This is a genomic window from Klebsiella sp. C283 (assembly GCF_048822555.1).
Classification (GTDB): domain Bacteria; phylum Pseudomonadota; class Gammaproteobacteria; order Enterobacterales; family Enterobacteriaceae; genus Klebsiella; species Klebsiella quasipneumoniae.
This window is the reverse complement of record NZ_JBMEZS010000005.1, coordinates 40,719-64,115: the sequence shown is the minus strand read 5'-3', so window position 1 is coordinate 64,115 and position 23,397 is coordinate 40,719. Positions and strand designations below refer to the sequence as shown.

At 60.9% G+C, this 23,397-nt stretch carries 20 protein-coding genes; 8 read left to right on the top strand and 12 right to left on the bottom strand.

Annotated elements, in window-relative coordinates; translation table 11 throughout:
• Nucleotides 1–134: 134 nt before the first annotated feature.
• From ACOI7Z_RS10930 to ACOI7Z_RS10920, 3 genes are read right to left on the bottom strand one after another with little or no spacing between them, the layout of a single operon-like run.
• Entirely contained in the window at nucleotides 135–2,579 is a 2,445-nt protein-coding gene (locus tag ACOI7Z_RS10930; RefSeq protein WP_087849587.1) for a beta-glucosidase family protein, read from the bottom strand.
• On the bottom strand, nucleotides 2,554–3,177 hold the full coding sequence (locus ACOI7Z_RS10925; protein WP_048298064.1) for an NADPH-dependent FMN reductase: 624 nt from the start codon (nucleotides 3,175–3,177) through the stop codon (nucleotides 2,554–2,556). Before ACOI7Z_RS10925 ends, ACOI7Z_RS10930 begins: the two co-directional genes overlap by 26 nt.
• 20 nt (nucleotides 3,178–3,197) lie before the next feature.
• Complete coding sequence (locus ACOI7Z_RS10920) at nucleotides 3,198–4,292, bottom strand: LLM class flavin-dependent oxidoreductase (RefSeq protein WP_014907086.1); 1,095 nt, start codon at nucleotides 4,290–4,292, stop codon at nucleotides 3,198–3,200.
• A gap of 202 nt (nucleotides 4,293–4,494) precedes the next feature.
• On the opposite strand from ACOI7Z_RS10920, the gene ACOI7Z_RS10915 reads away from it, so the two are divergent.
• Nucleotides 4,495–5,139, top strand: coding sequence for a TetR/AcrR family transcriptional regulator (locus ACOI7Z_RS10915; protein WP_087849665.1), 645 nt, complete (start codon nucleotides 4,495–4,497; stop codon nucleotides 5,137–5,139).
• 11 nt (nucleotides 5,140–5,150) lie between these two features.
• Here the strand turns inward: ACOI7Z_RS10915 and ACOI7Z_RS10910 are convergent, their stop codons facing one another.
• The 3 genes from ACOI7Z_RS10910 to ACOI7Z_RS10900 all read right to left on the bottom strand — a co-directional run bounded on the left by ACOI7Z_RS10910 (nucleotide 5,151) and on the right by ACOI7Z_RS10900 (nucleotide 9,751).
• Nucleotides 5,151–6,398: an MFS transporter gene (locus tag ACOI7Z_RS10910; protein ID WP_087849586.1), complete on the bottom strand. Its 1,248-nt coding sequence runs from the start codon at nucleotides 6,396–6,398 to the stop codon at nucleotides 5,151–5,153.
• Nucleotides 6,399–6,666: 268 nt separating this feature from the next.
• Nucleotides 6,667–8,166: a GMC oxidoreductase gene (locus ACOI7Z_RS10905; RefSeq protein WP_087849585.1), complete on the bottom strand. Its 1,500-nt coding sequence runs from the start codon at nucleotides 8,164–8,166 to the stop codon at nucleotides 6,667–6,669.
• Between the two features lie 127 nt (nucleotides 8,167–8,293).
• Nucleotides 8,294–9,751, bottom strand: coding sequence for an MFS transporter (locus tag ACOI7Z_RS10900; protein WP_087849584.1), 1,458 nt, complete (start codon nucleotides 9,749–9,751; stop codon nucleotides 8,294–8,296).
• A 220-nt stretch (nucleotides 9,752–9,971) separates the two neighbouring features.
• Here ACOI7Z_RS10900 and ACOI7Z_RS10895 point away from each other — a divergent pair, with 220 nt between their 5' ends.
• The 4 genes from ACOI7Z_RS10895 to ACOI7Z_RS10880 all read left to right on the top strand — a co-directional run bounded on the left by ACOI7Z_RS10895 (nucleotide 9,972) and on the right by ACOI7Z_RS10880 (nucleotide 12,934).
• Complete coding sequence (locus ACOI7Z_RS10895) at nucleotides 9,972–10,745, top strand: TIM barrel protein (protein ID WP_049013850.1); 774 nt, start codon at nucleotides 9,972–9,974, stop codon at nucleotides 10,743–10,745.
• 20 nt (nucleotides 10,746–10,765) lie between these two features.
• On the top strand, nucleotides 10,766–11,779 hold the full coding sequence (locus tag ACOI7Z_RS10890) for a sugar phosphate isomerase/epimerase family protein (protein WP_023290705.1): 1,014 nt from the start codon (nucleotides 10,766–10,768) through the stop codon (nucleotides 11,777–11,779).
• An 11-nt stretch (nucleotides 11,780–11,790) separates the two neighbouring features.
• Nucleotides 11,791–12,183 (top strand): C-glycoside deglycosidase beta subunit domain-containing protein, encoded by a 393-nt coding sequence (locus ACOI7Z_RS10885; RefSeq protein WP_050533619.1) that lies wholly within the window; start codon nucleotides 11,791–11,793, stop codon nucleotides 12,181–12,183.
• 271 nt (nucleotides 12,184–12,454) lie between these two features.
• The gene (locus ACOI7Z_RS10880) at nucleotides 12,455–12,934 is read left to right on the top strand and encodes an RrF2 family transcriptional regulator (protein ID WP_023290703.1); all 480 of its coding nucleotides are present in this window, start codon (nucleotides 12,455–12,457) and stop codon (nucleotides 12,932–12,934) included.
• 64 nt (nucleotides 12,935–12,998) lie between these two features.
• On the opposite strand, the gene oqxB is transcribed toward ACOI7Z_RS10880, so the two are convergent.
• Together oqxB and oqxA are read right to left on the bottom strand one after the other, a co-directional pair.
• The gene (gene oqxB, locus ACOI7Z_RS10875; RefSeq protein ID WP_044524417.1) at nucleotides 12,999–16,151 is read right to left on the bottom strand and encodes a multidrug efflux RND transporter permease subunit OqxB; all 3,153 of its coding nucleotides are present in this window, start codon (nucleotides 16,149–16,151) and stop codon (nucleotides 12,999–13,001) included.
• A 23-nt stretch (nucleotides 16,152–16,174) separates the two neighbouring features.
• Entirely contained in the window at nucleotides 16,175–17,350 is a 1,176-nt protein-coding gene (oqxA, locus tag ACOI7Z_RS10870; protein ID WP_087849583.1) for a multidrug efflux RND transporter periplasmic adaptor subunit OqxA, read from the bottom strand.
• Nucleotides 17,351–17,683: 333 nt separating this feature from the next.
• Here oqxA and ACOI7Z_RS10865 point away from each other — a divergent pair, with 333 nt between their 5' ends.
• Nucleotides 17,684–18,037: a helix-turn-helix domain-containing protein gene (locus ACOI7Z_RS10865; RefSeq protein ID WP_032429203.1), complete on the top strand. Its 354-nt coding sequence runs from the start codon at nucleotides 17,684–17,686 to the stop codon at nucleotides 18,035–18,037.
• 19 nt (nucleotides 18,038–18,056) lie between these two features.
• Here ACOI7Z_RS10865 and ACOI7Z_RS10860 read toward each other — a convergent pair whose 3' ends face one another.
• Nucleotides 18,057–18,629, bottom strand: coding sequence for a flavin reductase family protein (locus ACOI7Z_RS10860; protein WP_044524415.1), 573 nt, complete (start codon nucleotides 18,627–18,629; stop codon nucleotides 18,057–18,059).
• A gap of 211 nt (nucleotides 18,630–18,840) precedes the next feature.
• Between ACOI7Z_RS10860 and ACOI7Z_RS10855 the strand changes: the two genes are divergently transcribed.
• Together ACOI7Z_RS10855 and ACOI7Z_RS10850 are read left to right on the top strand one after the other, a co-directional pair.
• Nucleotides 18,841–19,725 carry a LysR family transcriptional regulator gene (locus tag ACOI7Z_RS10855; RefSeq protein ID WP_087849582.1) on the top strand — a complete coding sequence of 295 codons (885 nt, stop codon included), beginning with the start codon at nucleotides 18,841–18,843 and terminating at the stop codon, nucleotides 19,723–19,725.
• A gap of 120 nt (nucleotides 19,726–19,845) precedes the next feature.
• Nucleotides 19,846–20,646 carry a hypothetical protein gene (locus ACOI7Z_RS10850; RefSeq protein WP_087849581.1) on the top strand — a complete coding sequence of 267 codons (801 nt, stop codon included), beginning with the start codon at nucleotides 19,846–19,848 and terminating at the stop codon, nucleotides 20,644–20,646.
• A gap of 143 nt (nucleotides 20,647–20,789) precedes the next feature.
• On the opposite strand, the gene ACOI7Z_RS10845 is transcribed toward ACOI7Z_RS10850, so the two are convergent.
• The 3 genes from ACOI7Z_RS10845 to ACOI7Z_RS10835 form a co-directional block, all read right to left on the bottom strand.
• Complete coding sequence (locus tag ACOI7Z_RS10845) at nucleotides 20,790–21,152, bottom strand: cupin domain-containing protein (RefSeq protein WP_023290697.1); 363 nt, start codon at nucleotides 21,150–21,152, stop codon at nucleotides 20,790–20,792.
• Nucleotides 21,153–21,601: 449 nt separating this feature from the next.
• Nucleotides 21,602–22,168 carry a helix-turn-helix domain-containing protein gene (locus ACOI7Z_RS10840; protein ID WP_049003977.1) on the bottom strand — a complete coding sequence of 189 codons (567 nt, stop codon included), beginning with the start codon at nucleotides 22,166–22,168 and terminating at the stop codon, nucleotides 21,602–21,604.
• A 401-nt stretch (nucleotides 22,169–22,569) separates the two neighbouring features.
• Nucleotides 22,570–23,310, bottom strand: coding sequence for an SDR family oxidoreductase (locus tag ACOI7Z_RS10835; protein ID WP_048335038.1), 741 nt, complete (start codon nucleotides 23,308–23,310; stop codon nucleotides 22,570–22,572).
• Between the last annotated feature and the right edge of the window lie 87 nt (nucleotides 23,311–23,397).

Genomic DNA, 23,397 nt, shown 5'->3' with positions numbered 1-23,397 from the left:
ACCGATCGCCTCAGGCTTTTAACCCCGCCCGCCGGTACGCTGCCGCCGGGCGGTTTTTTTTCGCGAATCGGCTGGCGCAGGAATAAAAAAAGAGGGCCGGCATGTTGCCGACCCTCTTTGACATCGATCCGGGCTTAGCCCCGGTGGCTGATTTTCCCGTCGGGAGTCAGCACGAAATCGAAGGTTGCCCGGATATCGTCGCTGGCGAAACCCACCGCCAGCTGCCAGGGGCCGCTGGCCAGGCGCCATTCCTGGGCTGGCACCTGCCAGCGCTGCAGCGCGTGACGCGGCAGGGCAAGGGTCAGGGAGGCTTCCTCGTGCGCCGGGACGCTGACCGCCGCAAACTCCGCCAGCGCCGACCAGGCCGTCTCCGGCCCCCGCAGGTAGAGCTGGACCACTGCTTTTCCGGCGCGGGCGGCGCGGTTTTCCAGCCGGCAGCGCAGCTGCATAGCATCCACCTCGTCGCCTGTCAGCGCGGCGGCGCTCAGGGTGATATCGGCATACCCCAGACCGTGACCAAAGGCCCAGGCGGCGGGGCGTTCGCGGGCGTTAAACCAGCGATAGCCCACCTGCTGGCGCTCGTGGTACCAGAGGTCCCCTGCGGCGTCCGGCGTCAGGCTGCGCACCGGATAGTCGTCCAGACGCTGGGCGAAGGTCACCGGTAGGCGACCGCCAGGCTCACGATCCCCGGCCAGCACCGAGGCCAGCGCCGGGCCAAACTCCTGGCCCGGATACCAGACGACCATGACCGCCGCCGCGTCGGCGAGACACCCGGTATCCACCGGATGGGCGACGTTGAGCACCACCACCGTCCGCGGATTCGCCGCGCAGACGGCGCGGATCAGGGCGACCTGATGCGCCGGCAGCGCGGTAGCGTCCCGGTCGATGCTCTCCAGACCGGCATCGGCCGTTTCGCCGATCACCAGCACCACGCTGTCGGCCGCCCGGGCATGGTCGACCGCCTGCTGCAGCAGATCGATGGTTTGCGGGGGCTGGCAGCCGAACCAGATGCCGTGGGCGATACTGCTGCCCAGCGCCATCTCGGCCCGGAAGGTCAGGGTTTCCCCCGCCTGCAGCGGGAAGTCGAGACGGGTATGCGGGGCTTGCATCAGCTTGCCCATGATATCCCCCTCCAGCGCCTCGCCGTTAAAGGTCGCCATGCGCTCGCCGTTCAGCTGCAGGGCGATCTCCCCGGTGCCGCCGATCCAGAAGCCGTAGCGGCCGCTCACCGGCGCGGTGAAATGGCAGCTTACCGTCACGGTGGCGCGTTCGGTCAGGCGCAGCATGTCGCCGACGCCCGGCATATCGCGGAACCAGATCAGCGAGGAGGCGTCGCGCACCTCCTGATGAACCACGCCCCCGTCGGCGGTGGCGTAGGCAACGTCCAGGCCGCGCTCGCCGGTGGCGGTGCGCAGCGGCAGATGATGCAGAGGCGGGATGCGGTAATCGCTCTCCACCCCCTGGGCATAGCTTATTTCGACCCCGGCGGCGGAAAAGCGCTGGCGAATGGCCTCCAGAGGAGAGATCAGCCCCGGCATCAGCGCCACTCTGGCAAAGGTCCCGCCCTGGAAGCAGGGCGTCGTGGCGTTGGGGCCAATCACCGCCAGCCGCTGTCCCGCCTGCGCGGCGAGGGGCAGCAGCCGCTGGCGATTGTGTAGCAGGACAAACCCCGCCGCCGCCGCCTCTTCGAGGGTGTGACGCCGCTGCGCCTCGGCGGCGGCAGAGCCATCCCAGGGCAGGGGATGGCTGACCCGTTCGGCCAGCCGTGCCAGCCGGACGGCGGCATCGTCCAGCCGCCGGGCGTCGCTGTCGGTGTCCATCAGCGCGGGCAGCAGGCGCTCGCCCATATGGCGGGCCGGGCCCGGCATCTCCAGATCCAGCCCGGCGCGGAAGCTGGCCGGGCCGTTCTGGGTGCCGAACCAGTCGGACATCACCAGCCCGTCCCAGCCGAGATCGCGCTTCAGCCACTGGCTGATGGCCTGATGCTGCTCGGCGCAATAGATCCCGTTCACCCGGTTATAGGCGGTCAGCATGCCCCAGACGCCGCGGCTGGCCGCCACTTCGAACGGCCAGAAATAGACTTCGCGCAGGGTGGCTTCATCGACGACCACGTTCATGGTCCGCCGATCGGTTTCCGAATCGTTGCAGACCATATGCTTGACGATGCAGCCTACCCCCTGGCGCTGGACGCCGTCGATCCACGCCGCGCCGAGCTCGGCGATATGCCGCGGGTCTTCGCCGAAAAGCTCAAACGCGCGGCCGGCAAGGGGGCTGCGCAACAGGTTCAGGTTAGGCGCCAGCAGCGCCTGCGTTCCGGTGCGCAGCGCCTCCTCGCCGATGACGCCGCCAACCCGGCTGACCAGCTGGCGGTCCCAGCTGGAGCCAAGCGCCAGCCCGCAGGGGCTGAGCAGGGCAATATCCCGCTCGTCAACCCGGCCGCCGGTGATCCCCATCGGGCCGTCGGACAGGGTGACTGAACCCAGCGTGGAGTGGGGGATAGGGTGGGTGGACCACATCCCCATCCCGGCGGTGAGCCGCGCTTTTTCGGCAACGCTAAGCGACAGACTGAGCGCAGGCATCGGCATGTCTCCGTAAGGGGGCGGCGGGGGCGAAGGCCAGCGCTTGTTCGGCTACGGTGGCCAGTGCGCGCTGGACCGCGTCGTCGGTGCAGCGGCCCTCGCTGTCGAACAGCGACACGCCGGCGGTGTTGAGGGTCACCCCCAGCGGAGTCGGCCAGCCGCGCAGGGCGTGAACGATCCCGCGCATGGCGCCGAGGGTGGTGTTGCAACCCTGCCAGCCGGCGGCGGTGACGATGCAGCCCACCGCCCGGCCATCAAGATAGACCCGGCTGTCGCCGCGCAAATCTTCCAGCAGGTCGATGGCGTTCTTCACCAGACCAGACACCCCGCCGTGGTAGCCCGGCGAGGCCAGCAGAATGCCGTCGGCCTGGCGCACGGCGTCGACAAACGCCGTTTCCTGCGGCGTGCGGGTGGTGACTTCCGGGTTAAACGGCGGCAGGGCCGCCAGTTCAGCGCCGCCGAACAGCTGGGTCTGCGCGCCGAGCGTGCGGGCGTGGGCCAGCGCGGCGGCGAGGGCGCGCTCGGTGCTGGAGCCCGGGCGGGTGGTGCCGCCGATGCCGATCAGCAGCGGCGGGCGTGAGAAAGCAGGTTTATTCATAGCAGGATCTCCCGGTCGGATTAGCGAAAGCGCGGCAGGATCTGGTCCGCAAACAACGAGATCGACTGCTGGCTCAGGCGCAGGCGTTCCTCGGTCAGCGGGCCGTTGGTGAAGCCGAGCAGCACGTTGCCGATGCCCAGCTGCTGATGGCGTTCCAGCTCCTCGGCGACGGTCTCCGGGCTGCCGTACAGGCACCAGGTTTTGATCCACTCTTCGCTGAAACAGTCCGGATGGCGGTGCAGCGTAACGCCGCTGAACTCTTCCGCCCGCTTGTTGTACTCATATTCCCGGTCGATGGCCTGCTGGTACCAGCCCATGATCTGCAGCATCTCTTCGCGGGCCTGCTCGTCGGTGGGGGCAATATGGACGCACTGCCAGGTGTGGGTGGTCCACGAGAGGCAGTGGTTCACCACCTCGTCGCTATGGCCGGCGTTGAGCAGGGCATCGCGGTAGCGGGTGAAATAGTGGGTCAGCTGGCCAAACGGATCGTTGCTGGCCGGGATCGGCGGAGTAAACGCGGGGATAAAGGCCGGCCAGCCGTTATCGGCGGCGCGCTGCATGCTGGTTTCACGCAGCGCCACCGGCATAATGCGGTTGAACGGTTTTTGCCAGGGGGCAGGAACGATGCGCTGGACTACCGCGCCCTTATAGTGACCGGTTTCGAAAATGATCGGATCGTCTTCAATATTTTTCTCCCACAGCCGCTGGACCAGATCGAGGTTCTCCTGCAGCAAGCTGGAGGCGTCCTTGTAGTTCACGCCAAAGCCGATCATCTCTTCCGGCGTGGTGCCGCTGCCGATGCCCACCAGCAGGCGGCCTTCGGTGAGTTGATCCAGCAGGTTAACGCGCTCGGCGAAGCGCACCGGGTGGTGCAGCGGGACGGTGGTCACCGACATGCCGAAGTGGATCTTTTTCAGCTGGCCGGCCAGGTAGGCGGCGAAGACAAACGGATCGCTGGACATCGGCGCATAGCCGGTGAAGTGATGGTCTGGCATAAAGACCGCATCGAAGCCGCGATCTTCGGCCTGGCGCGCATGATCGATCAGCGACTGCATGACAAAACGATCCTGCTCGGGGGCGGTGGAACGGCCGACGAGGAAAACAGAGAAACGCATAGCAACTCCTGGGTTGTGTGGTGGTTGTTATTATTAAATAGAACTAGAATTATGATTCTAGTTGTTTATCAAAGAATGAAAATGACCGCCATCACACTTTTGTCACATCGCCGACGGGGGAGTCGGGTGGGCAATTTGCAGCGTGGTCGCTAACTGCAATACACTGCGGGGGTTTTCTATGGATAAAGAGGTGAGAACTGCGATGACCGATCTTCCCGCGATGCGCCAGCCGAAACAGGACCGGAGCCGGGTGGCGCTGGAGCGGCTGATGGCCGCCAGCCGTGAAATCCTGCATGAAGGCACCTTTGAGCTGCTGACCATTGCTGAAATCAGTAAACGCTCGGGCGTTTCTGTCGGCTCGATCTATGCCCGCTTCGGCGGCAAAGAAGATCTGTTTATCGCCGTCATGATGGAGGTGATGCAGGAGCTGGACGCCGAATGGCAGCAGCTGATCCAGCAGCTGCACGCGCGCAATCTGCCGCTGCGCCAGCGGCTTCCGGCGCTGATGGATGTCCAGGCGGAGTATCTGCGTCGCCATGCCGGGATCCTGCGGCCGTTTATGGCGCGGGCGGATGATGAGCGCGTGGCGGGGATTGGTAAAGCCGCTTACCAGAAAAATGAGCAGACCTTTATCGATCAGCTGCTCGACGCCGCGGCGGAGATCCGCCACCCGGAGCCAGAGCAGGCCGCCCGCTTCTGCTTTACGGTTTCGTATGCCGTGCTGGCGCGCTTCCTCGGCCTGGGGTCGGCGGCAGAAGCCGCCGGCGAGGGCGACTGGGAACAGCTCAAACGCCATCTGGGCATGATGTGTCTGAGCTATCTGGTTACCCCCGTCGAGGCCGGCTAAGCCGCGGGATTTTACTTCGCTAACTGCCAGGCGCTGGCCTGCTTGTGCTGACGCAGGCGCTGGCTATGGCGGGAGAAGGTATAAAGAAATATCGCGGCGGCCAGCACCAGCGCCGCGATGCCGAGCGTCAGGAAGGCGCTCAGCACATCGTTCCCGGCCCGCAGGCGGATCGCGCCGACGATAATCGGGCTGACGAACATGCCCGCGAAGAAGGCCCCGGACCAGGCGCCCATCGCCCGGCCGCAGTAGGCGGGCGGAATCAACGATCCTACCCAGTAAATCATCGCATTAATCGCCATGCCGGCACCCAGCTGCTGGATGGCGGAGCCGATCCCCATGGCGATCAGCGTCCGCGATTCGCCCACCACCAGCATTCCGATCCCCATCAGGCAGAGCATGATGGCGAGCACGCGCTCCGGCGTAAAGCGGCGGGAGACCAGACCGAACAGCAGCGAACCGACCGGCACGGCGAGGCTGACCAGCGACATAATCAGGCCGATACGCTGCGGGCTGGTGTTTTGCAGAGTATGAAAGGCGTTGGCGCCGTTGATGGTGTACACGTAATAAATGATGGCGCAGACAAAGGTGAGCACGCTGAGGGCGATCACTCGCGGCCACGGAAACGGATTATGCTGCGCCGCCTGGGCGGCGTGCTGCGGACGGGCCGCCTGAGCGGGTTCGAACATCCAGAAGTACATCGCCAGAAACAGCAGGATGGCGACAAAGTAGATCATAAAGGCGCCGTTCCAGCGCAGGGCGGTCAGATAGCCGGAGCTGGCCAGCACCAGCACCGCCAGCGCCGGGCCAATCACCCCCTGCACCGTCAGCCAGAAGCGGCGCTGTTTGTCGTCAAAGTAATCGATCAGCATGGTGTTGGCGATGGTCAATACCACCGCCTCCGCCAGTCCGACGCCGAGGCGGCTGCAAAAGATGCCGGTCAGGGAGGTGATGTACAGCGGCATTGTGCCGCAGATGCCATACAGCAGCGTGGCGCTGAGCAGCAGTTTGCGGCGGCCAAATTTATCCGCCAGCCAGCCGGTGCAGGGCCCGGCGATGGCGATCACCAGACCGGGCGCGGTGAGCATCAGCGGCACCAGGGTTTCGACATAAGGCACGCCGGCAAAGTGCTGGATCAGCGTCGGGACCGCCGGCGCCAGGGAAACGATCGCCAGGATGGGCAGAAAGGCGGTCAGGGCGATGATGATGCCCTGGATCGCGCCGGCTTGCGGCGCGTGGGGCGGATTCAGACTATGGCTCACGACGTTCTCCTTTTATCGCGCGGGTCGCCTGTCGTTGGCGGCGGCGCGGTTTTTTAGTATGCAGGTCAGGGATACAGGTGGCGGCGGGAATAGCCGCGGATTTAAGAGTAGGAGCAGGAACGGCGCGGGGAAAAATTGTGATTACGTATGTGATCCATCACAAACAAAAATACCATTGGTTTTATGTGGTTATTGCGGCAATAAAAAGGCGACCGGTGTCGCCTTTCGCGGGGAGCGGGGCCGCTTGTGCCCCGGTGAGCCAGAGGCGCTACAGCAGCCGCGTCACGATATCGTCAGCGGCGAGGATCGCCAGCGCGACGCTGGTCAGCGTCGGGTTGCAGGCGGTTGAGGTGGGGATCGCCCCGTTGCCGCCGACGTACAGATTGTGAAAACCCCAGACCCGCGAGCGGCGGTCGGCCACGCTGTTGCCGTCGTTCGCTTCTCCCAGGCGACAGGTTCCCTGGTAATGCAGCGAGGTGCCCGCCGGCAGGATCATGGCCTCCCCGCCGGGCGCCACGCGGCCCAGCGCGGCGCCGACGCGTTCAGTCACTGCCACCGCCTGCTGTAAACGGCGGCGATCGCCGTCGGTTAACTGATAGTTCAGCTGCATTTTCGGCAGCCCTACGGCGTCGGTGTCATCACTGAAGACGATCCGATCCTCCTCGCGCAGCTCCTTGGCGAGGAACAGCCCCAGGCCCACCACCGGCTTCGCCGGGGTACCCGACGGCTGGGCAAAGGCGATCGGCGAAGTATCCATCTGCATCAGCTGACCGTGGAACGGAAAATCGGGCTCATGGAACGGCAGCCAGGTGACGCCGGAGACATTGTCCCGTCCGTCGCGCACCGGGGAGGTCGGCGCGACGGCGGCCGGCGGGGCGTCCACTTCAATCAGGGCGATCACCTGCGGCTGATCGTTGAGCCAGCGCCCCAGCGCCCGCGGACGGATGCCCGAGGCGTACAGCAGCTGCGGCGTACGCAGCGCATCGGCGGCGACCACTACCGCTTTGGCCATCACCACATACTGCTCGCCGGTACGCAGATCGCGCAGCTCCGCCCCGCGGGCGACGCCGTCCTCGCTGAGGATCCGCGTGCAAAGGGTGGCGGTGCGGATCTCCACCCCGCGCTGGCGGCGGGTCTCTTCCTCTGCCAGCTCGCCGAGCACCGCGTCGACGCCGGACCAGCGCGGCTTGCCCTCCGGCGTCGCGGCGCAGGCCAGCGGCATGGGCTGCGCCAGCCGCGCCGGCGGACGGTCGCTGGCGAAGTGCTGATTAAGGGCATCGACGATTTGCCGGCCGATGGCGGTGGCCGGAAATCCTTCGCGGGTCACCTGCAGATAATGCTCTGCCGACTCCCAGGCGTCGGCCATCTCCCGGGGATCGAGAAAGGGAATGACTTCGCTGCCGCCCGGTCGCGGACAGGCGCAGGTCCAGTGGACGCCCATGCCGCCGAGGTTAGTGGAGAGCGCGGCGGCTGGCATGCCGCTGTGGGGCGCCGTCGGGTCGAGAAGATGGGTGCCGGGCCGCGCCTGCAGGGCGTCTGCCGGCAGGTTTTCCGGCAGGGCGGCCAGCGGAAACGCCCGGGCGCGGTCGTAGGCCGTTTCCCGCTGCGCTGGCGCCAGGTTGCGGATATTAACCCCGGTGGCGGGCGTCAGCGCTTCGCCGGCTTCCACCACCAGGGTCCGCGCGGCGCGGCGGTCGGCAATCCGCCGCGCGAAAGCGGCGCCTACCGGGCCGCTGCCAATAATCAGTACATCGATGTTCTCATCCATATCAGTCCTTGCCTTTGTTGTTCTCCGGGCGCATGCCCGTTGCAGGTGTACAGAAAATAGGTACTACAGCTTTGTGCGTCCTGATAAATGGTTCCTCATGATAGCAGCCATTGCCGGACGCGATAGGTCATGGCTTCCCTGGCGGGGGAAGCACCGAGACGGGCAGCAGGCGGCTGAGGGCGGCAATCGCCAGCAGGATCAGGGCGCCAAGGGTCAGCAGGGTGATAAATGCCCCGCGCCAGGCGTCCGGCGCGGAGGCGCTTTGCGCCAGATAGAAACCGCCAAGGGTCGCCATGCCGAGGGCGGCGCCAAACTGCTGGCCGGTGCGAAATAATCCCGACGCCGCGCCGGCGTGGGCCACCGGGATCGCCGCCATGGCAAAGGCCGGCAGCGGGGCGGAGATAAGCCCCATCCCACAGCCGCACAGGCCGAACCCGAGACCCAGCGCGGTCAGCAGCAGCGTCCCCGGCGCCGCGGCGATCCCGTAGCCCATCAGCAGCAGGCCGCTCATCTGCACGGCCACCCCGACCAGCGTCACGTTACGCCCAAGACGAGGCGATAGCCGGCGGCCGGCGACGGCGATGGAAAACATCGCCCCGAGGGCGAAGGGGATGTGCAGCAGGGCGGTATGGAACGGGCTGAAGCCCAGCCCGCTCTGCAGCACCAGCGCGGTGGCCAGCAGCAGCGAGGCGGTGGTCAGTTGATAGAGCAGGGTGATGACGATCCCGGCGCGAAAGAAGCGGTCGCGCAGCACCGCGGGGGGTAACAACAGCGTGCCGCCCCGGCGTTCACGGCCCAGCAGATGACGCCAGAGGAGGGCCACCGTGATGAGCGACAGCAGCGGCGGCAGCGCCATCCATAGCGGCCAGCGCAGGGCGGGGCCTTCGATCAGAGTGAGCAGCAGCGCGCCGCCGCCCACCACCGCCAGCAGGGTACCCAGCGGATCGATACCTTTGGCCGCCGGGCTGCGCACCGCCGGCAGCGCCCGCCAGGCCAGTATCACGGCGACGACGATCACTGGCACGTTGATCAAAAAGATCGGCCGCCAGCTGAGGCCGAAAATATTGCTTTCGATGATGATCCCGCCGAGCACCGGGCCGAGGATCCCGGCGGCGCCGCCGAGCAGGCCGAAAATACTCATCACCCGGAAACGTTCGTGCGGGCGATACAGAACCTGCATCAGGGAGAGGATTTGCGGGCCCATCATCGCCCCGCTGGCCCCCTGCGCAATACGCATCGCCACCAGCATCTCCGGGCTGGCGGCCAGCCCGCAGCCGGCCGACGCAGCGCCAAACGCCAGCAGTCCGCTGATAAACAGCCGCCGGTAGCCATACAGATCGCCGAGCCGACCGCCGGTGAGCAGCAGAATGGAGAAAAAGAACAGGTAGCCGGTGACCACCCATTCAATTTGCCGCGGGCTGGCGAGCAGATCCCGCTGTACCACCGGGATGGCGACATTAATGATCGAGACGTCGATGATCTCCAGCACCAGCGCTATCGAAACCACCAGCGTGGCCAGCGTGCGCTGCCGCTCGCTGGTATAGGGAGGCGCCTGAACCGCGGCCGCCGAAGCGTTATTGAGCATGATGTACCTTCAGATTTGGTTAAAAACTTGTTAAATAATATTGACAATTTATAGCAACCAGAGATTAGAATTAGAGCACTCATTCTGGTTATGCCGCGTCAGATCCTGCTGTTGACCGCGAAGCCAGAAGGGAAGGCGTCACACTGCCGCTCCGAAACAGAATAAGAATTCTTATTCTAATTTTGTTTGTTTTGATCTGGCAAGTAGAGAAGGGGGTCGGATGTATTTGTCCGCATGTATTGAATGGCTGTTTCGTGAAGAGTATCCCGATTTCAGCGATCGGGTCCGGGCGGCGAAAGCGCAGGGATTCAGCCACGTTGAGTTTCATCTCTGGCGTGATAAACCGCTGACGGCGCTGGCGCAGGCGCTGGAGGAGACCGGCGTGAGGCTGTCGAGCTTCGTGGTGGAGCCCCGGCGCAGCCTGGTGGATCCGGCGGAGCATGAGCAGTTTCTGGCGGCAGTGAGCGACAGCCTGGCGGCCTCGCGCCAGCTGGGGTCGCCGCCGCTGGTGGTGGCCTCCGGCTTCAGCCGCGAAGGGGTGGCGATCGCCGAACAGCAGGCGCAGGCGATCCACATCCTGCGCCAGGCGGCGACGCTGGCGGAAGCCGCCGGGGTCACTCTGCTGCTGGAGCCGCTCAACACCCGCATCGATCATCCGGGGATGTTCTTAAACGACACCCGGCTGGCGCTGGACATTATCGAGGCGGTCGACAGCCCGCGGCTGCAGCTGCTGTTTGACGTCTATCACTCGCTGGTGATGGAAGAGGAGATGGAGGAGGTGCTCGGCGGCAGAATGCACCGGGTGGGACACGTGCAGATAGCGCAGGCGCCGGAACGTAACGAACCGGATCCGCGCAGCGGCGAGTGGCCAGAAGTGATCGCCCGGCTGCAACGCCTGGGCTACAACGGGGCCATTGGCCTGGAGTATAAACCGTCGCTGCCCGCAGCGGCCTCGGTGGCCCGCGCCCGCGAAGCGACCGGCTTATCCTGTTAACCAACTTACCTGGTACTTTTATGACTCAGAAAATAAAACGCGGCGTCAGTCTGTACAGCTTTCAGAATGAGACCTATCTCGGCAAGATGTCCCTCGATCAGGCGATCGGTCACTGCGCGGCGTTCGGCGCCCGCGGCATTGAAGTCGTCGGCGAACAGACCTTCGCCGGCTGGCCGGAGTGCGGCATGCCGGAGGCGGCGATCGCCGACTGGCACCGTCTGATGCAGCGCCATGACACGGTGCCGGTGTGCCATGACTTTATGCTCGACTATAAACGCTATAAAGACCGGCCGATGCCGTTTGACGAGCAGGTGCGCAGCGTGCAAAACGACATCGATTTTGCCGCCCGGCTGGGCATGCGCTTTATCCGCTCTCTGGTTTCCGTGGCGCCGGAGGTGCTGGTGGCGGCGGCGCCTTATGCGGAAGACAAAGGGATCACCATTCTGCTGGAGGTGCACGCCCCGCTGCATTTCGACCATCCGTGGATTATTCGCCATGCCGAAGCCTATGAAAAAGCCAACACCCGGGCGCTGGGCTTCCTGCCGGATATGGGGATGTTTTTAGCCCGCTTCCCGCGGGTGTGGAAAGAGCGCTTTATTCGTAATGGTTGCCCGCAGGCGGCGGCGGATTTTATCGAGAAAGCCTATGAGGAGCGGACGCTCAGCGAATACGTGATCCTGGATGTGATGCAAAAATGGGGGCCGGGCCCGCAGCTGGCGATGGCGGAAACGCTGCGCCACAACGCGGCGTTCGAGCCGAAGCGGATGCTCGATTTTATGCCGCGGATCCACAACATTCATGCCAAATTCTACGAAATGACCGACGAGATAAGCGAATGGTCAATTCCCTACGATGAGATCTTCCGCGTGCTGCAGAAGGGCGGCTATGAGGGGTATGTGTGCTCCGAGTATGAAGGCAACCGCTGGGTGGAAGATGCGCAGGAGGTGGACAGCCTGGAGCAGGTCCGCCGCCAGCAGCTGATGTTCTGTCGCCTGTTAGATGAAACCCCACCCCCGGCGCTGCTGGGTCAGTAAGGAGCATTATCATGTTTGATCAGCATATTATCTGCCGCGAAGGTTTCGGCAACGTCACCCGCGACGGGGAAATTATCGGCGTGCGCTTTTTGGCCCGTCTGCCTTACTACCGCGGTCTGGGTCTGTCGATGGTGGAAGATATTGCCGTGACCCTCAACGGCGAAGCCATCCCGCGGCAGGCGATCCGCCTGGCGCTGCGCGGCCGGGAGTGGACGCTCGACGAGCTGGAGAGCGTCTACGACGACCGGTGGAACTTCGGTGAAAAGGCGACCATCACGGTGCTCAAACCCGGCGGCCTGCCGGCCGGCTGGCATCGCCTGAAGGTGGCCGAGAGGCTGCGGATCTCCTATCTGCCGTTTGTGCCGGTGACCACCTTTGAAACCGAGCTGGAGTTAACGGCGTAACCTCCCGCAGATCCGCTGCCGTTATGGCAGCGGATTTCTATACCACCGGGCAGCCACCGGGCAGCGCTGAGGAGATTGCCGTCCAGTCAAACCGCTTCGGAAGAGCGCGGTTTCCCAGCCCGCCTGTGCAGACGAAATAGGAAAATTTACTTCGCAGGCTAACCGCAGATTGCTTCAAAAAAATTCCCGTATTTGTTATATTGTTGTTCATTGATTACTCACCTCTGCGGTGCCAAAAAGAACAAGATTCACCGCAACCCAGGACAATACCATGTTAGATTACCGCTTCCCGACAGCTTTGCAGATGGTTCTCAGCGTAGCAATGGCGGAGCAGATGGGTGAACGTTCGACGAGTGCGATTCTGGCCTACGGCCTGGAAGCCAACCCGAGCTTTATCCGCAAATTAATGGTTCCGCTCACCCGTGACGGCATCATTGTCTCCACGCTTGGCCGCAACGGCTCTATTCATCTTGGCCGCCCGGCGGACAAAATCACTCTGCGTGATATCTATCTTTCCGTTATCGAAGATAAAAAACTGTGGGCGTCGCGCCCTGACGTCCCGGCCCGCTGCGTGGTCAGCGCCAACGCCTGCTGGTACTTCAAATCGGTCGCTGACGAAGCGGAGCAGGCTTCGCTAAACGTCCTCGCTCGCCATACCGTGGCCAGCGCGCTGGAGGCGCTTAAAAACGCCGATACCAGCGGCTGCGACCCGGTACCGGAAATGATCGCCCGCTTTAAAAAAGCGCATTAATCCTGGTCCTGACGAAAAAAAACCGCCTTCAGCTTGAAGACGGTTTTTTGTTATTTGCCGCAGGCTAGGCGGGCAGATCCTCCTCGACCGGCTTACTGCGGGTCACCAGTTTCCGTAGCGTCACGTAAAACACCGGCGTCAGGAACAGACCGAACAGCGTCACCCCCAGCATCCCGGAGAACACCGTGATCCCGGTGACGCCGCGGACTTCCGCCCCTGCGCCGTGGCCGAGGATCAGCGGAATGGTCCCGGCGATAAAGGCGATGGAGGTCATGACAATCGGGCGCAGTCGCAGGCGGCACGCCTCCAGCGCGGCTTCCATGATGCCTTTGCCCTGAATCTCCAGCTCGCGGGCAAACTCGACGATCAGAATGGCGTTTTTACAGGCCAGGCCCATCAGGACCACCAGCCCCACCTGCACGAAGACGTTGTTATCGCCCCCGGTCAGCCAGACGCCAAACAGCGCGGAGAGCATCGTCATCGGCACGATAAGGATCACCGCCAGCGGCAGGGTCCAGCTTTCATACAGCGCCGCCAGCACGAGGAACGCCAGCAGCACCGCCACCGGGAAGACGATCAGCGCCGTATTGCCCTGGGTGGCTTGCTGGAAGCTCAGATCCGTCCACTCAATATTCATCCCATTCGGCAACACCTGTTTAGACATGGCATCCAGCAGCGTCATCGCCTGCGAGGAGGAGAGGACGCGCGGATCGGCATCGCCAATCAGGTCCGCCGCCGGATAACCGTTGTAGCGGATCACTGGATCCGGCCCGTAGGTGGTACTGATATTCACCATACTGCCGATCGGCACCATTTCGCCCTGATTATTGCGGGTGCGCAGATTGGCGATATCTTCCACGCTCTCGCGGTACGGCCCGTCAGCCTGGGCCATCACGCGCCAGGTACGCCCGAACTGGTTAAAGTCATTGACATAAGACGAGCCGAGATAGGTCTGCAGCGTGCCGAACAGATCGGTCAGCGATACCCCCTGCGCTTTCGCCTTATCGCGATCGACCTGGACATCCAGCTGCGGCACGTTAGCCTGGTAGGTCGAGATCGGGAAGTGCATCCCCGGCGTCTGCATAATCGTCCCGGACATGGCATTCACCGCGCTTTGCAGCGCGCCATAGCCCAGCCCACCGCGATCCTGGATGTAAAGGGAGTAGCCGGAGCCCTGACCCAATCCTAAAATCGGCGGCGGCAGGATGGAGAAGCCAAATCCCTGCTGGATTTGCGCAATTTTGGCGTTGATCTCCGCGTTGATTTCCGCCGCCGAGTGTTTGCGCTGGTCGAACGGTTTCAGGCCAAAAAAGACCGTCCCGGTATTCGGCGTGTTGGTGAACTGCAGCGCGTTAAGACCGGGGAAGGCGACCGCATAATCGACCCCTTCGGTATTCATCCCGATCTCGCTCATTTTGCGGATCACTGCATCGGTGCGCGCCAGCGACGAACCTTCCGGCATCTTCACGCCGCCAATCAGGTACAGTTTGTCCTGGGTGGGAATAAACCCGCCGGGGACGACTTTAAACATCACCCCTGCGGCGCAGAGCAGCAGCAGGTACACCACAAACACCGCGCCACGGCGGCCGAGGGTTTTACTCACCAGCCCCTGATAGCCGTTCGAACTGCGCAGGAAAAAGCGGTTAAACGGACGGAAAATCCAGCCGAACAGACGATCGATCAGCCGGGTAGGGAGGTCTTTTTTCGCGCCGTGCGGCTTTAACAGCAGGGCCGCCAGCGCCGGGGAGAGCGTCAGCGAGTTGATGGCCGAGATCACCGTGGAGATGGCGATGGTCACCGCAAACTGCTTGTAGAACTGACCGGTCACGCCCGAGAGAAACGCCATCGGCACGAACACCGCGCACAGCACCAGCGCAATAGCGATAATCGGCCCGGAGACCTCTCGCATCGCCTGATGCGCCGCGGCAAGCGGCGCAAGCCCCTCTTCGATATTGCGCTCGACGTTTTCCACCACCACGATGGCGTCATCCACCACGATACCAATCGCCAGTACCAGCCCGAACAGGCTCAGGGTATTCAGCGAGAAGCCCAGCAGATAGAGAATGCTGAAGGTACCGACCACCGATACCGGCACCGCGATCAACGGGATAATCGACGCGCGCCAGGTCTGCAGGAACAGGATCACCACCAGCACCACCAGCACCACCGCCTCCAGCAGCGTCTGCACCACCGCGCGGATGGAGTCGCGCACGAACACCGTCGGGTCGTACGGCGCCGCCCACTTCATATCTTCCGGGAAGCGGGTGGCCAGCTCGGCCATTTTGGCGCGCACGGCGTTCGACAAATCGATGGCGTTAGCCCCCGGGGACTGGAAGATACCGATCCCGACCGCGTCCTTGTTGTTGAGCTGGGAGCGCAGCGCATAGCTACCGGAACCCATCTCGATGCGCGCCACGTCGCGCAGGCGGACCAGCGAGCCGTCCTGCGCTGTTTTCAGAATGATATTGCCAAACTCTTCTTCGGTATGCAGACGGCCCTGGGCGTTAATGGAGATCAGGAAGTCGCTCTCCTGCGGCAGCGGCTCGGCGCCAAGCTGCCCGGCGGAGACCTGGACGTTTTGCTCCTGCATCGCCGTGACCACGTCCGAGGCGGTCAGCCCGCGCGCCGCCACCTTATTGGGATCCAACCAGACGCGCATCGCATATTCGCCGGAACCAAATATCTGGATCTGGCCGACGCCGGGCAGGCGCGCCAGCTCATCCTTCACCTTCAGCGTGGCGTAGTTGCGCATATACAGCGAGTCGTACTTACCGTTTGGCGAAAACAGATGCACCACCAGGGTCAGCGTCGGGGACTGTTTCTGGGTGGTGATCCCCAGACGGCGCACATCCTCCGGCAGACGCGCCTCCGCCTGCGCGACCCGGTTCTGCACCTGAACCTGCGCCTGATCCGGGTCGGTACCCGGGCGGAAGGTCACGGTGGTCACCAGCACGCCGTCGGAGCCGGCGACCGATTTCATGTACATCATGTTTTCAACGCCGTTGATCGCTTCCTCCAGCGGCGTCGCCACGGTCTCGGCAATCACTTTCGGGTTGGCGCCGGGATACTCCGCGCGCACCTGCACGCTGGGGGGAACGACGTCAGGATATTCGCTCACCGGCAGCAGCGGGATGGCGATTAACCCGGTGATAAAAATTAAAATCGACAGCACCGCGGCGAAAATTGGCCTGTCGATAAAAAAGCGGGAAAAGTCCATGTCTTGGATTCTCTGATTAGGGATCAGTTGAGGGCGGCGCTGGGGGTCATGGCAACGGTTTTGGCGTTAACCGGCATACCCGGCATAAACACTTTTTGTAAGCCGTCGACGATGACGCTATCCCCAGGCTTCAGACCCTGCTTCACGACGCGTAAACCGTCGGCCAGCCGCCCCGGCGTGATATCACGTCGCTGCGCTTTGCCATCTTTATCAACGATATAGACATATTTACGATCCTGATCGGTGAGCACCGCTTTGTCGTCGATAAGCGTAGCCTGGAACGCCGCGCTGCCCGGCAGACGCACGCGGGCAAACAGACCCGGCGTGAACAGCCGCTGCGAGTTATCCAGCAGGGCGCGCATGCGGATGGTGCCGGTGCTCGGTGTTAACTGATTATCGAGAAAATCCACTTTGCCCTGATGGGGGTAGCCCTCTTCGCCAACCAGGCCAATCTCCACCGGGAGCGCCTGATTATCGCTGGACGCGCCTTGCCCGCGGCGGGCGAGATTTTGATAGTGGAGGTAGGTTGACTCGTCGACGTCAAAGTAGACGTACACCGTCTTCTGCGAGACCAGGGTGGTGAGCACGCTGGCGGTGTCGCCCGCCGTGACCAGGTTGCCGCTGGTGATCAGCGCGCGGCTGGCGCGGCCGTCGATAGGGGCGGTCACTTTGGTGAAGTCGAGGTTAAGCTGCGCGGCATCCACCGCCGCCTGCGCGGCGCGAATATCGGCCTGCGCCTGTACCGCGGCTGACCGGCGCTGCTCCCACTCTTCACGGGAGACGAGGTTGGTATGGACTAATTTATCGGTGCGGTTCGCCTCGCTTTGCGCCAGGCTGGCCTGCGTTTTGGCTCTCGCCAGCGTCGCCTGCGCCTGCTCCAGCGCGGCGCGATAGGTTCTGTCGTCTATCGTGAACAGCACCTGGCCCTTTTTCACCTCCTGGCCGTCGGTATAATTCACTTTATCTATATATCCCGAGACGCGGGGACGGAGCTGAACGCTCTCCACCGCTTCAATGCGACCGTTGAAACTATCCCACTGACTGATCGACTTCACCAACACCTTAGCGGCGCTGACGGCCGGCGCGGGCGGCGCGGCGTTTTGCGCGACGCTGTCGTCGCAGCCGACGAGCAGAAAGGAGAGCATCATCGCGCCGAGCGCGGTCCGGTGAATGTTTCCCCAGGTTTTTTGCAGGCTCATTATTTTTATTCCAGTCATTGTAGCCGCCGGGCAAGACGCAGCCTGAGAGGCTGCGCCACTTCCTTTGTCCGGGCTGGCTTAAGGCCATTTGTGTCGATCATCGCCACAAAATTGTAACAATTTCGAATACACTATCGCGGCGATTGTAGGAAGGCGCTTAACTAAGTGCAAGAATAATTGTTGCACTTTATGTGCGATCCTCACCGGAGAAAAAAGGCGCGATCCTGGCAGGGTTTTAAATGCAACAATAAAACTTGCATTTTGTGTAAAACCAGGCCACCTTTTAATGCAACTGCTAAAGATGCTTTTAACCGGCCGCGAGGGGGAAATATGATGAACACTGGCGCCATCATTCAGGATCTGATCGACTGGATCGACAACCATCTTGATAGCCGTCTGGATATTGATACCGTTGCCCGGCGAGCCGGCTATTCGAAGTGGCACCTGCAGCGGATCTTCAAAGAACATACCGGGCACCCCCTCGGGGAGTATATCCGGGCGCAAAAGCTGCAAAAATCGGTCGAACGCTTAGCCCACAGCAACGAGCCGATCCTCAACGTGGCGATCGCCCTCGGCTTTGACTCCCAGCAGTCCTTCAACCGCAGCTTCAAGCGCCAGTTTGGCCAGGCGCCCGGCGTCTGGCGCCGGAGTATCAGCCGCTCTGCCGCGCAGACATCTCGTCAGTGATGCTCATGACCGGGGAGGGTCAGTCCTTACCCGGTCCATGATCGAATTTGCTGCCTTTGCCGATGGCATAGAACTGCCCGCCTGCGACATAGTGAACGGTCCGCAGCTCGTCCGGCGCATCATCAAAGATCCAGTGTCCGTTGCGGAATACCCGGTCATCGCTCCAGGCGGCGACGATGTCGCCCATAAACAGATTGTGCTGTTGCTGGATGTCCGGGTAAGGCATCACTTTGCACACCAGCCAGCCCGCGCAGCCGGCGACAAGGGGGAGATCGAACCCCGGCTGATAAAAGAAGGGGATAGTGTCATTTTTATCCGGCGCGTCGGCATAGCTGCGCCCGCCAGCGTAGAGGACGGTTGCCATCTGGCTGACTACGGGGATCTGCACGACGAAATAGCCGCTCTTTTCCACCAGCTGACGAGTGAAGGCCTGGGGGCCGATATAGGCCACCACTTTTCGCTCGCCTGCCAGCCCAACCCAGGCGGCTGACATGACATTTTCGACGCCATCATATTTTGCGGAAATCATGGTGGTGGACCCGACCTGCAATAAACGATACGCCTTACGTAATTCGACAGGCTGAACGGACATTATTTTTCCTTTATGCGTGTTATTTAACGTGTTGATTCTATGGATATTTATTGAGGGCATGGTCATCTTTGGCCCCTCACGCGATATCCACAGCGCAACGATACGCCAGGCGATTAAGCGCAAAAAGATGCGTAAATTGTTTTCATTATTCATAATCAACGAATAATCATGCCGCCTGTCGGTAGGCTGCTCGCTACAGGGGAGAAAGAAGGTGGATCGTATCCAGGCTATGCAGATGTTTATGCGCGTCGCGGAGGCAGGGAGCTTCGTGCGTGCCGCGGAAACCCTTTCCCTGCCGGCCTCCACTGTCACCAGTACCATTAAAAACCTTGAGAAATACCTGAAGGTGCGACTGTTGAACCGGACCACAAGGCGGGTGAGCCTGACTCCGGAAGGGATGCAGTATCTGGCGCAGTGCCGGGGAATTCTCGCCCTCATCGAACATAGCGAATCCAGCCTGAGCGAGTCTGTCGCGCGGCCTCAGGGGCGCCTGCGGGTTGATATGCCCGCGGGCATCGCGCATTTCATCGTCATGCCCCATCTGCAAGACTTTTACCGACGTTACCCTGATATCTACCTGATGATCGGGGTCAGCGATCGGCAGGTCGATCTCATTCAGGAAGGCGTCGACTGCGTGATACGCACGGGAGAGCTGAACAACTCCAGCCTGGTGGCCCGGCCTCTGGGCCGCTTTCGCTGGGTCACCTGCGGGTCACCGGACTATCTCAGGGAATATGGCGTGCCGCCATCACCGGAGGCGCTCTCTCAGCACCGGGCCGTGCATTATTTCTCCGGCCAGGCGAGGCGGGCCGATGAGTTCCGCTTCCTTCGCCACGGCGAGACTTTTTCTGTACCCGTCAGCGGCACCGCCGCGGTGAATGAAACGGGGCTTTATATAAAAATGTGCCTGGCAGGATTTGGGCTGGCGCAGCTGGCGGAGAATATCGTGGCTGACCACCTGCGGGAGGGGAGGCTGGTGGAAGTGCTGGCGGACTGGCAGCCGCCCCCGGTACCCGTCACTTTGCTCTATCCGCACCAGCGCTTTCTCTCTCCCGCCGTGCGGGCGTTTGCTGAGTGGATGAGCGAGGTGGTTTGAGGGGATTATCGTTTCGGGAGCCCCTCATGGGAGCGCAGGGCTCCTGTAGAAATATCTGGTCTGCCGATCAATCACTCGATATTCTGTAATGCTTTGTCTTTTTTGTGAACAGGAAAAAGTATGTTTAATACGCTCCCCGATTTACACAGAAGTTTTGCAGAGCAACTGAAGCTTAAATTACAGTCTGACCCGCGGATCCTCGCCCTTCTCGCCGGCGGCTCGTTTATCCATGGCGGGTTTGATCAATACTCCGATCTCGATTTCGTGGTGGTGGTCGACCCTCTCTATTATGACGAAATCATGGCTCAGCGTATGGCGTTCGCCGGAACCCTCGGCCATCTGCTACATGCTTTCACCGGGGAACACGTCGGCGAGCCTCGCCTGCTGATCTGTCTGTTTGGCCCGCAACTTCTGCATGTCGATCTCAAATTTATCACCCTGGACATGCTCACTCAGCGCGTTGAGGAGCCTGCCGTGCTATTTACCCGTGATAGCGATGCTCTCAAGCGCCAGCTGGCAAAATTTAGCGCTTACTGGCCGAACATGACGCCGGAGTGGTTTGAGTCCCGAGCCTGGATCTGGCTGCATTATGCCGGGGTTAAACTGGGCCGGGGCGAACTCTTCGAAGCGCTGGGGATGCTGTCCTTCTTCCGCGAACAAGTGCTGGGACCGATGCTGTTCCGTCGCGCCAATCTACCGCAACGCGGGGTTCGCCGAATAGAAGCCCTCGGCATTGATCCCGATGGCCTGCTGACTTCCACTCTGGCAACGCACGATCGTCACTCTGTCTGGATTGCCATCCGAAGGGCTGCCGACGCTTATGTCAATCTGCGGGCTGATGCGCTGCCTGACAATATTGCAGACGATGCGGCGCGGTGGGCGGTCTTTGCCATGCTGGACGCCTATTCTGACAAGGAGTAAATCTATCCCTCCGGCCGCTGACGCGGCCGGAGTGTGTAAGGGGGGGCGCGAGATGTCGTGGGGGGGCTTATCCTGAGAGGGGGCCGGGTAACCGGTAACGCTAAAACTTCCCCTGGCCCGGTTTGCTCCGCACCGCCAGACGATTAGAGTTTATCCAGTTCACGCACCGTACGTTCATTGACGATATTACCCGTATTCAGGGTCGATTTTGGCTCCAGTAAAACGACGCAGCACTCTTCGGTTAACGCTTCAGGACAATGCTCAGTTCCTTTCGGCACAATAATAAACTCACCGGCATCAAGAATGATATCGCCTGTTCTTAAGCCCATTCGCAAGCGGCCGCTGACCACAAGAAAAAGCTCGTCCTCCTGTTCATGATGATGCCAGTCAAATTTTCCGGATAATTTAGCCAGTTTGACATATTCGTTATTCATTTCGCCGACAATTTTCGGGCTCCAGTAATCGCTGAACAGAGCAAAACTGTCTTTTAAATTAACTTTACGCATTCATCTTCTCCGTCACACATATTTAATGCGGGTGGGTTGATTTCGTCATAAAAAAAGAGCAGGCATTGGGCCGCACGGCGCACAGCCGGGTTAGGCGATATTGATCGCTAATAAAAAGACGCCAGGATCATCAGGAAAGTGACCGTATTATGGCCAGCTTTCCGGCTATTACGCCTGCTTTGCTTTGTGGGAAAATACAGCGCAAGCAGGCCGGTTCTGCTGTTCGAAATAACAATACAGTTAACCCGCAAACTGAACAACGGGTTTCCCTATGACGGGGGAAGATATTGATCAGTTCGCAATCAATCGACTGAATTTAATTAATTTTATTTTTAAAATAATTTTCCCTCAGGCATTCAGCGGACCGTTTTTGTTTCTTTAAGTGAACAGATGCCCGAAACGCCGGCGCCATATCTCAGGTCTCCAGGTTCGATAATGGCGCGGCGGAGTTAACCGGGCTCGAGGTGAGTCATCACCACCGTCGCGCTAACCGCCGTTTCCGTTGCGCTGTACGTGTGCGCAATCTCCGCAGAGAAGGCATAAAAATCCCCGGGCTCCAGGGTGATGACTTCATACTGGCTCAAGCGCAGGCGCAGAGTTCCGCTGTGTACCAGAATATGTTCATGCGCCCCCTCTGAATGTCCGGGGCTGTGGATGGTGACCCGCGGTTCCATTTGCAGCAACCATATCTCGGAGGTATTGCCGGGGCCGATGCGGAATTTCATCATTTGCGAATACTCGCCCGGCACAGGGCGATATTTTTCAAAGCGGGGATACATCCTGCTGCCGCTTAGCAAATCACCGACCGGTAAACGTAACGCGGTGGCGATAGCGTCCAGCGTATCAACTCGGGGACTGGAAGATCCTGATTCCAGTTTGGATAACGCTCCCTTTGAAACCCCTGACAATTTAGACAGATCGTTTAACGAAATCCCCCGGGACTGCCGTAGTCGTCTTATTTTACTGCCGATGTTTAATGACAACGCAGCTGGTTTATCGCGTTCTGAATCTGCCATTATTGCCTCCCTCCCCGAGTGAGTCCTTCTCATCCGAATAAACGCCCCGCCCAGTTGAGATTGCGGTAGGGACATAACACTGCTGTCGCTGGCCTGATATGTCATCGCTGCATCAACAGTCAGTGATTCTTCACGCGCCCGCCATGCCTGAATACCACGTTTATCCTTTCAAATGAATCATTTTGGTGTTTCCCGGTTTGATGGGCTGTCTGGGTAACGGGAGATATTGCACATTGAATCTGTTCGTTGCGTTCGGATGTTGCCGGGCTGTTTTAAGCGAAAAATGGACGATTCTGGAGTAACGGATTGTTTATTGATGTATGCAGGGGCCGTTATTTTCCCCACTTCTACAGTGGGGGTTTGAGGATCTGTATCAGGAAATGATGCCGGTGTTGCCATATCTAGTAATGCACCAGCCCGCCATCTACCGCGTACTGACTGCCGGTGACATAGGATGCATCATCAGAAAGCAGGAAAAGTGCGACAGCAGAGGCTTCTTCCGCGGTTCCTGCCCGGCCGAGGGGGACCTGGCTGACAACAAAATCTTCAAACTGCTGACGCGACTCTTCCGGCATGAAATGTCTAAAGTTCGTTTCGATCGGACCCGGTACCAGCGTATTGGCGCGAATACCCCGCACAGCCAGCGCAGAGGCCCAGCTTTTAACCATTGCGACAACTGCGCCTTTCGTTGCTGCATAGAGGCTGGTCATTGCCGCACCTTCATATACAGATGAAGATGAGGTGACAAGAACAGATGCGCCTGAATTGAGGGATCCAGAAAGAGCGGCAAGCTGCAGCATCGGGCCGCGGACGTTAGCATTCATCATGCGGTTAAAAGCATCCGCTGTCACCGATTCCGGAGCACCTACTTCTGCGAAGCCAGCATTAAGCCATAGTCCGTCGAGTGAACCCCAGCCGCTTATCGCTGCCTGAAGAACGCTTATATCTGCTTCGCTGGCTGCATCGTTCTTCAGAATGAGAGATGATTCAGGCAGTAGACTACGGGCGCGCTTCAGCCTTTCATCATTGAGGCCCGTAATGGCAACATTGCCGCCCTCACTAACAATGCGCAGTGCGCCTGCAAATCCCATACCGCTGGTACCGCCAGTGATAAGGATGCGTTTACCTTGAAATCTGCCCATGATTCGCCTTTCTTTGTCTTTAGAACCAGCACGTACCTGACGAAGATAACCATCAGTCGCATCTGTTACATCACGCCATGTTGACAT

Coding starts and splice junctions, on each gene's coding strand:
- ACOI7Z_RS10915 (WP_087849665.1), top strand. CDS start 4,495: ATGACCGATCTTCCCGCGATGCGCCAGCCGAAACAGGACCGGAGCCGG.
- oqxA (WP_087849583.1), bottom strand. CDS start 17,350: ATGAGCCTGCAAAAAACCTGGGGAAACATTCACCGGACCGCGCTCGGC.
- ACOI7Z_RS10895 (WP_049013850.1), top strand. CDS start 9,972: ATGTATTTGTCCGCATGTATTGAATGGCTGTTTCGTGAAGAGTATCCC.
- ACOI7Z_RS10880 (WP_023290703.1), top strand. CDS start 12,455: ATGTTAGATTACCGCTTCCCGACAGCTTTGCAGATGGTTCTCAGCGTA.
- ACOI7Z_RS10930 (WP_087849587.1), bottom strand. CDS start 2,579: ATGCCTGCGCTCAGTCTGTCGCTTAGCGTTGCCGAAAAAGCGCGGCTC.
- ACOI7Z_RS10905 (WP_087849585.1), bottom strand. CDS start 8,166: ATGGATGAGAACATCGATGTACTGATTATTGGCAGCGGCCCGGTAGGC.
- ACOI7Z_RS10885 (WP_050533619.1), top strand. CDS start 11,791: ATGTTTGATCAGCATATTATCTGCCGCGAAGGTTTCGGCAACGTCACC.
- oqxB (WP_044524417.1), bottom strand. CDS start 16,151: ATGGACTTTTCCCGCTTTTTTATCGACAGGCCAATTTTCGCCGCGGTG.
- ACOI7Z_RS10890 (WP_023290705.1), top strand. CDS start 10,766: ATGACTCAGAAAATAAAACGCGGCGTCAGTCTGTACAGCTTTCAGAAT.
- ACOI7Z_RS10850 (WP_087849581.1), top strand. CDS start 19,846: ATGTTTAATACGCTCCCCGATTTACACAGAAGTTTTGCAGAGCAACTG.
- ACOI7Z_RS10845 (WP_023290697.1), bottom strand. CDS start 21,152: ATGCGTAAAGTTAATTTAAAAGACAGTTTTGCTCTGTTCAGCGATTAC.
- ACOI7Z_RS10860 (WP_044524415.1), bottom strand. CDS start 18,629: ATGTCCGTTCAGCCTGTCGAATTACGTAAGGCGTATCGTTTATTGCAG.
- ACOI7Z_RS10840 (WP_049003977.1), bottom strand. CDS start 22,168: ATGGCAGATTCAGAACGCGATAAACCAGCTGCGTTGTCATTAAACATC.
- ACOI7Z_RS10865 (WP_032429203.1), top strand. CDS start 17,684: ATGAACACTGGCGCCATCATTCAGGATCTGATCGACTGGATCGACAAC.
- ACOI7Z_RS10835 (WP_048335038.1), bottom strand. CDS start 23,310: ATGGGCAGATTTCAAGGTAAACGCATCCTTATCACTGGCGGTACCAGC.
- ACOI7Z_RS10900 (WP_087849584.1), bottom strand. CDS start 9,751: ATGCTCAATAACGCTTCGGCGGCCGCGGTTCAGGCGCCTCCCTATACC.
- ACOI7Z_RS10920 (WP_014907086.1), bottom strand. CDS start 4,292: ATGCGTTTCTCTGTTTTCCTCGTCGGCCGTTCCACCGCCCCCGAGCAG.
- ACOI7Z_RS10925 (WP_048298064.1), bottom strand. CDS start 3,177: ATGAATAAACCTGCTTTCTCACGCCCGCCGCTGCTGATCGGCATCGGC.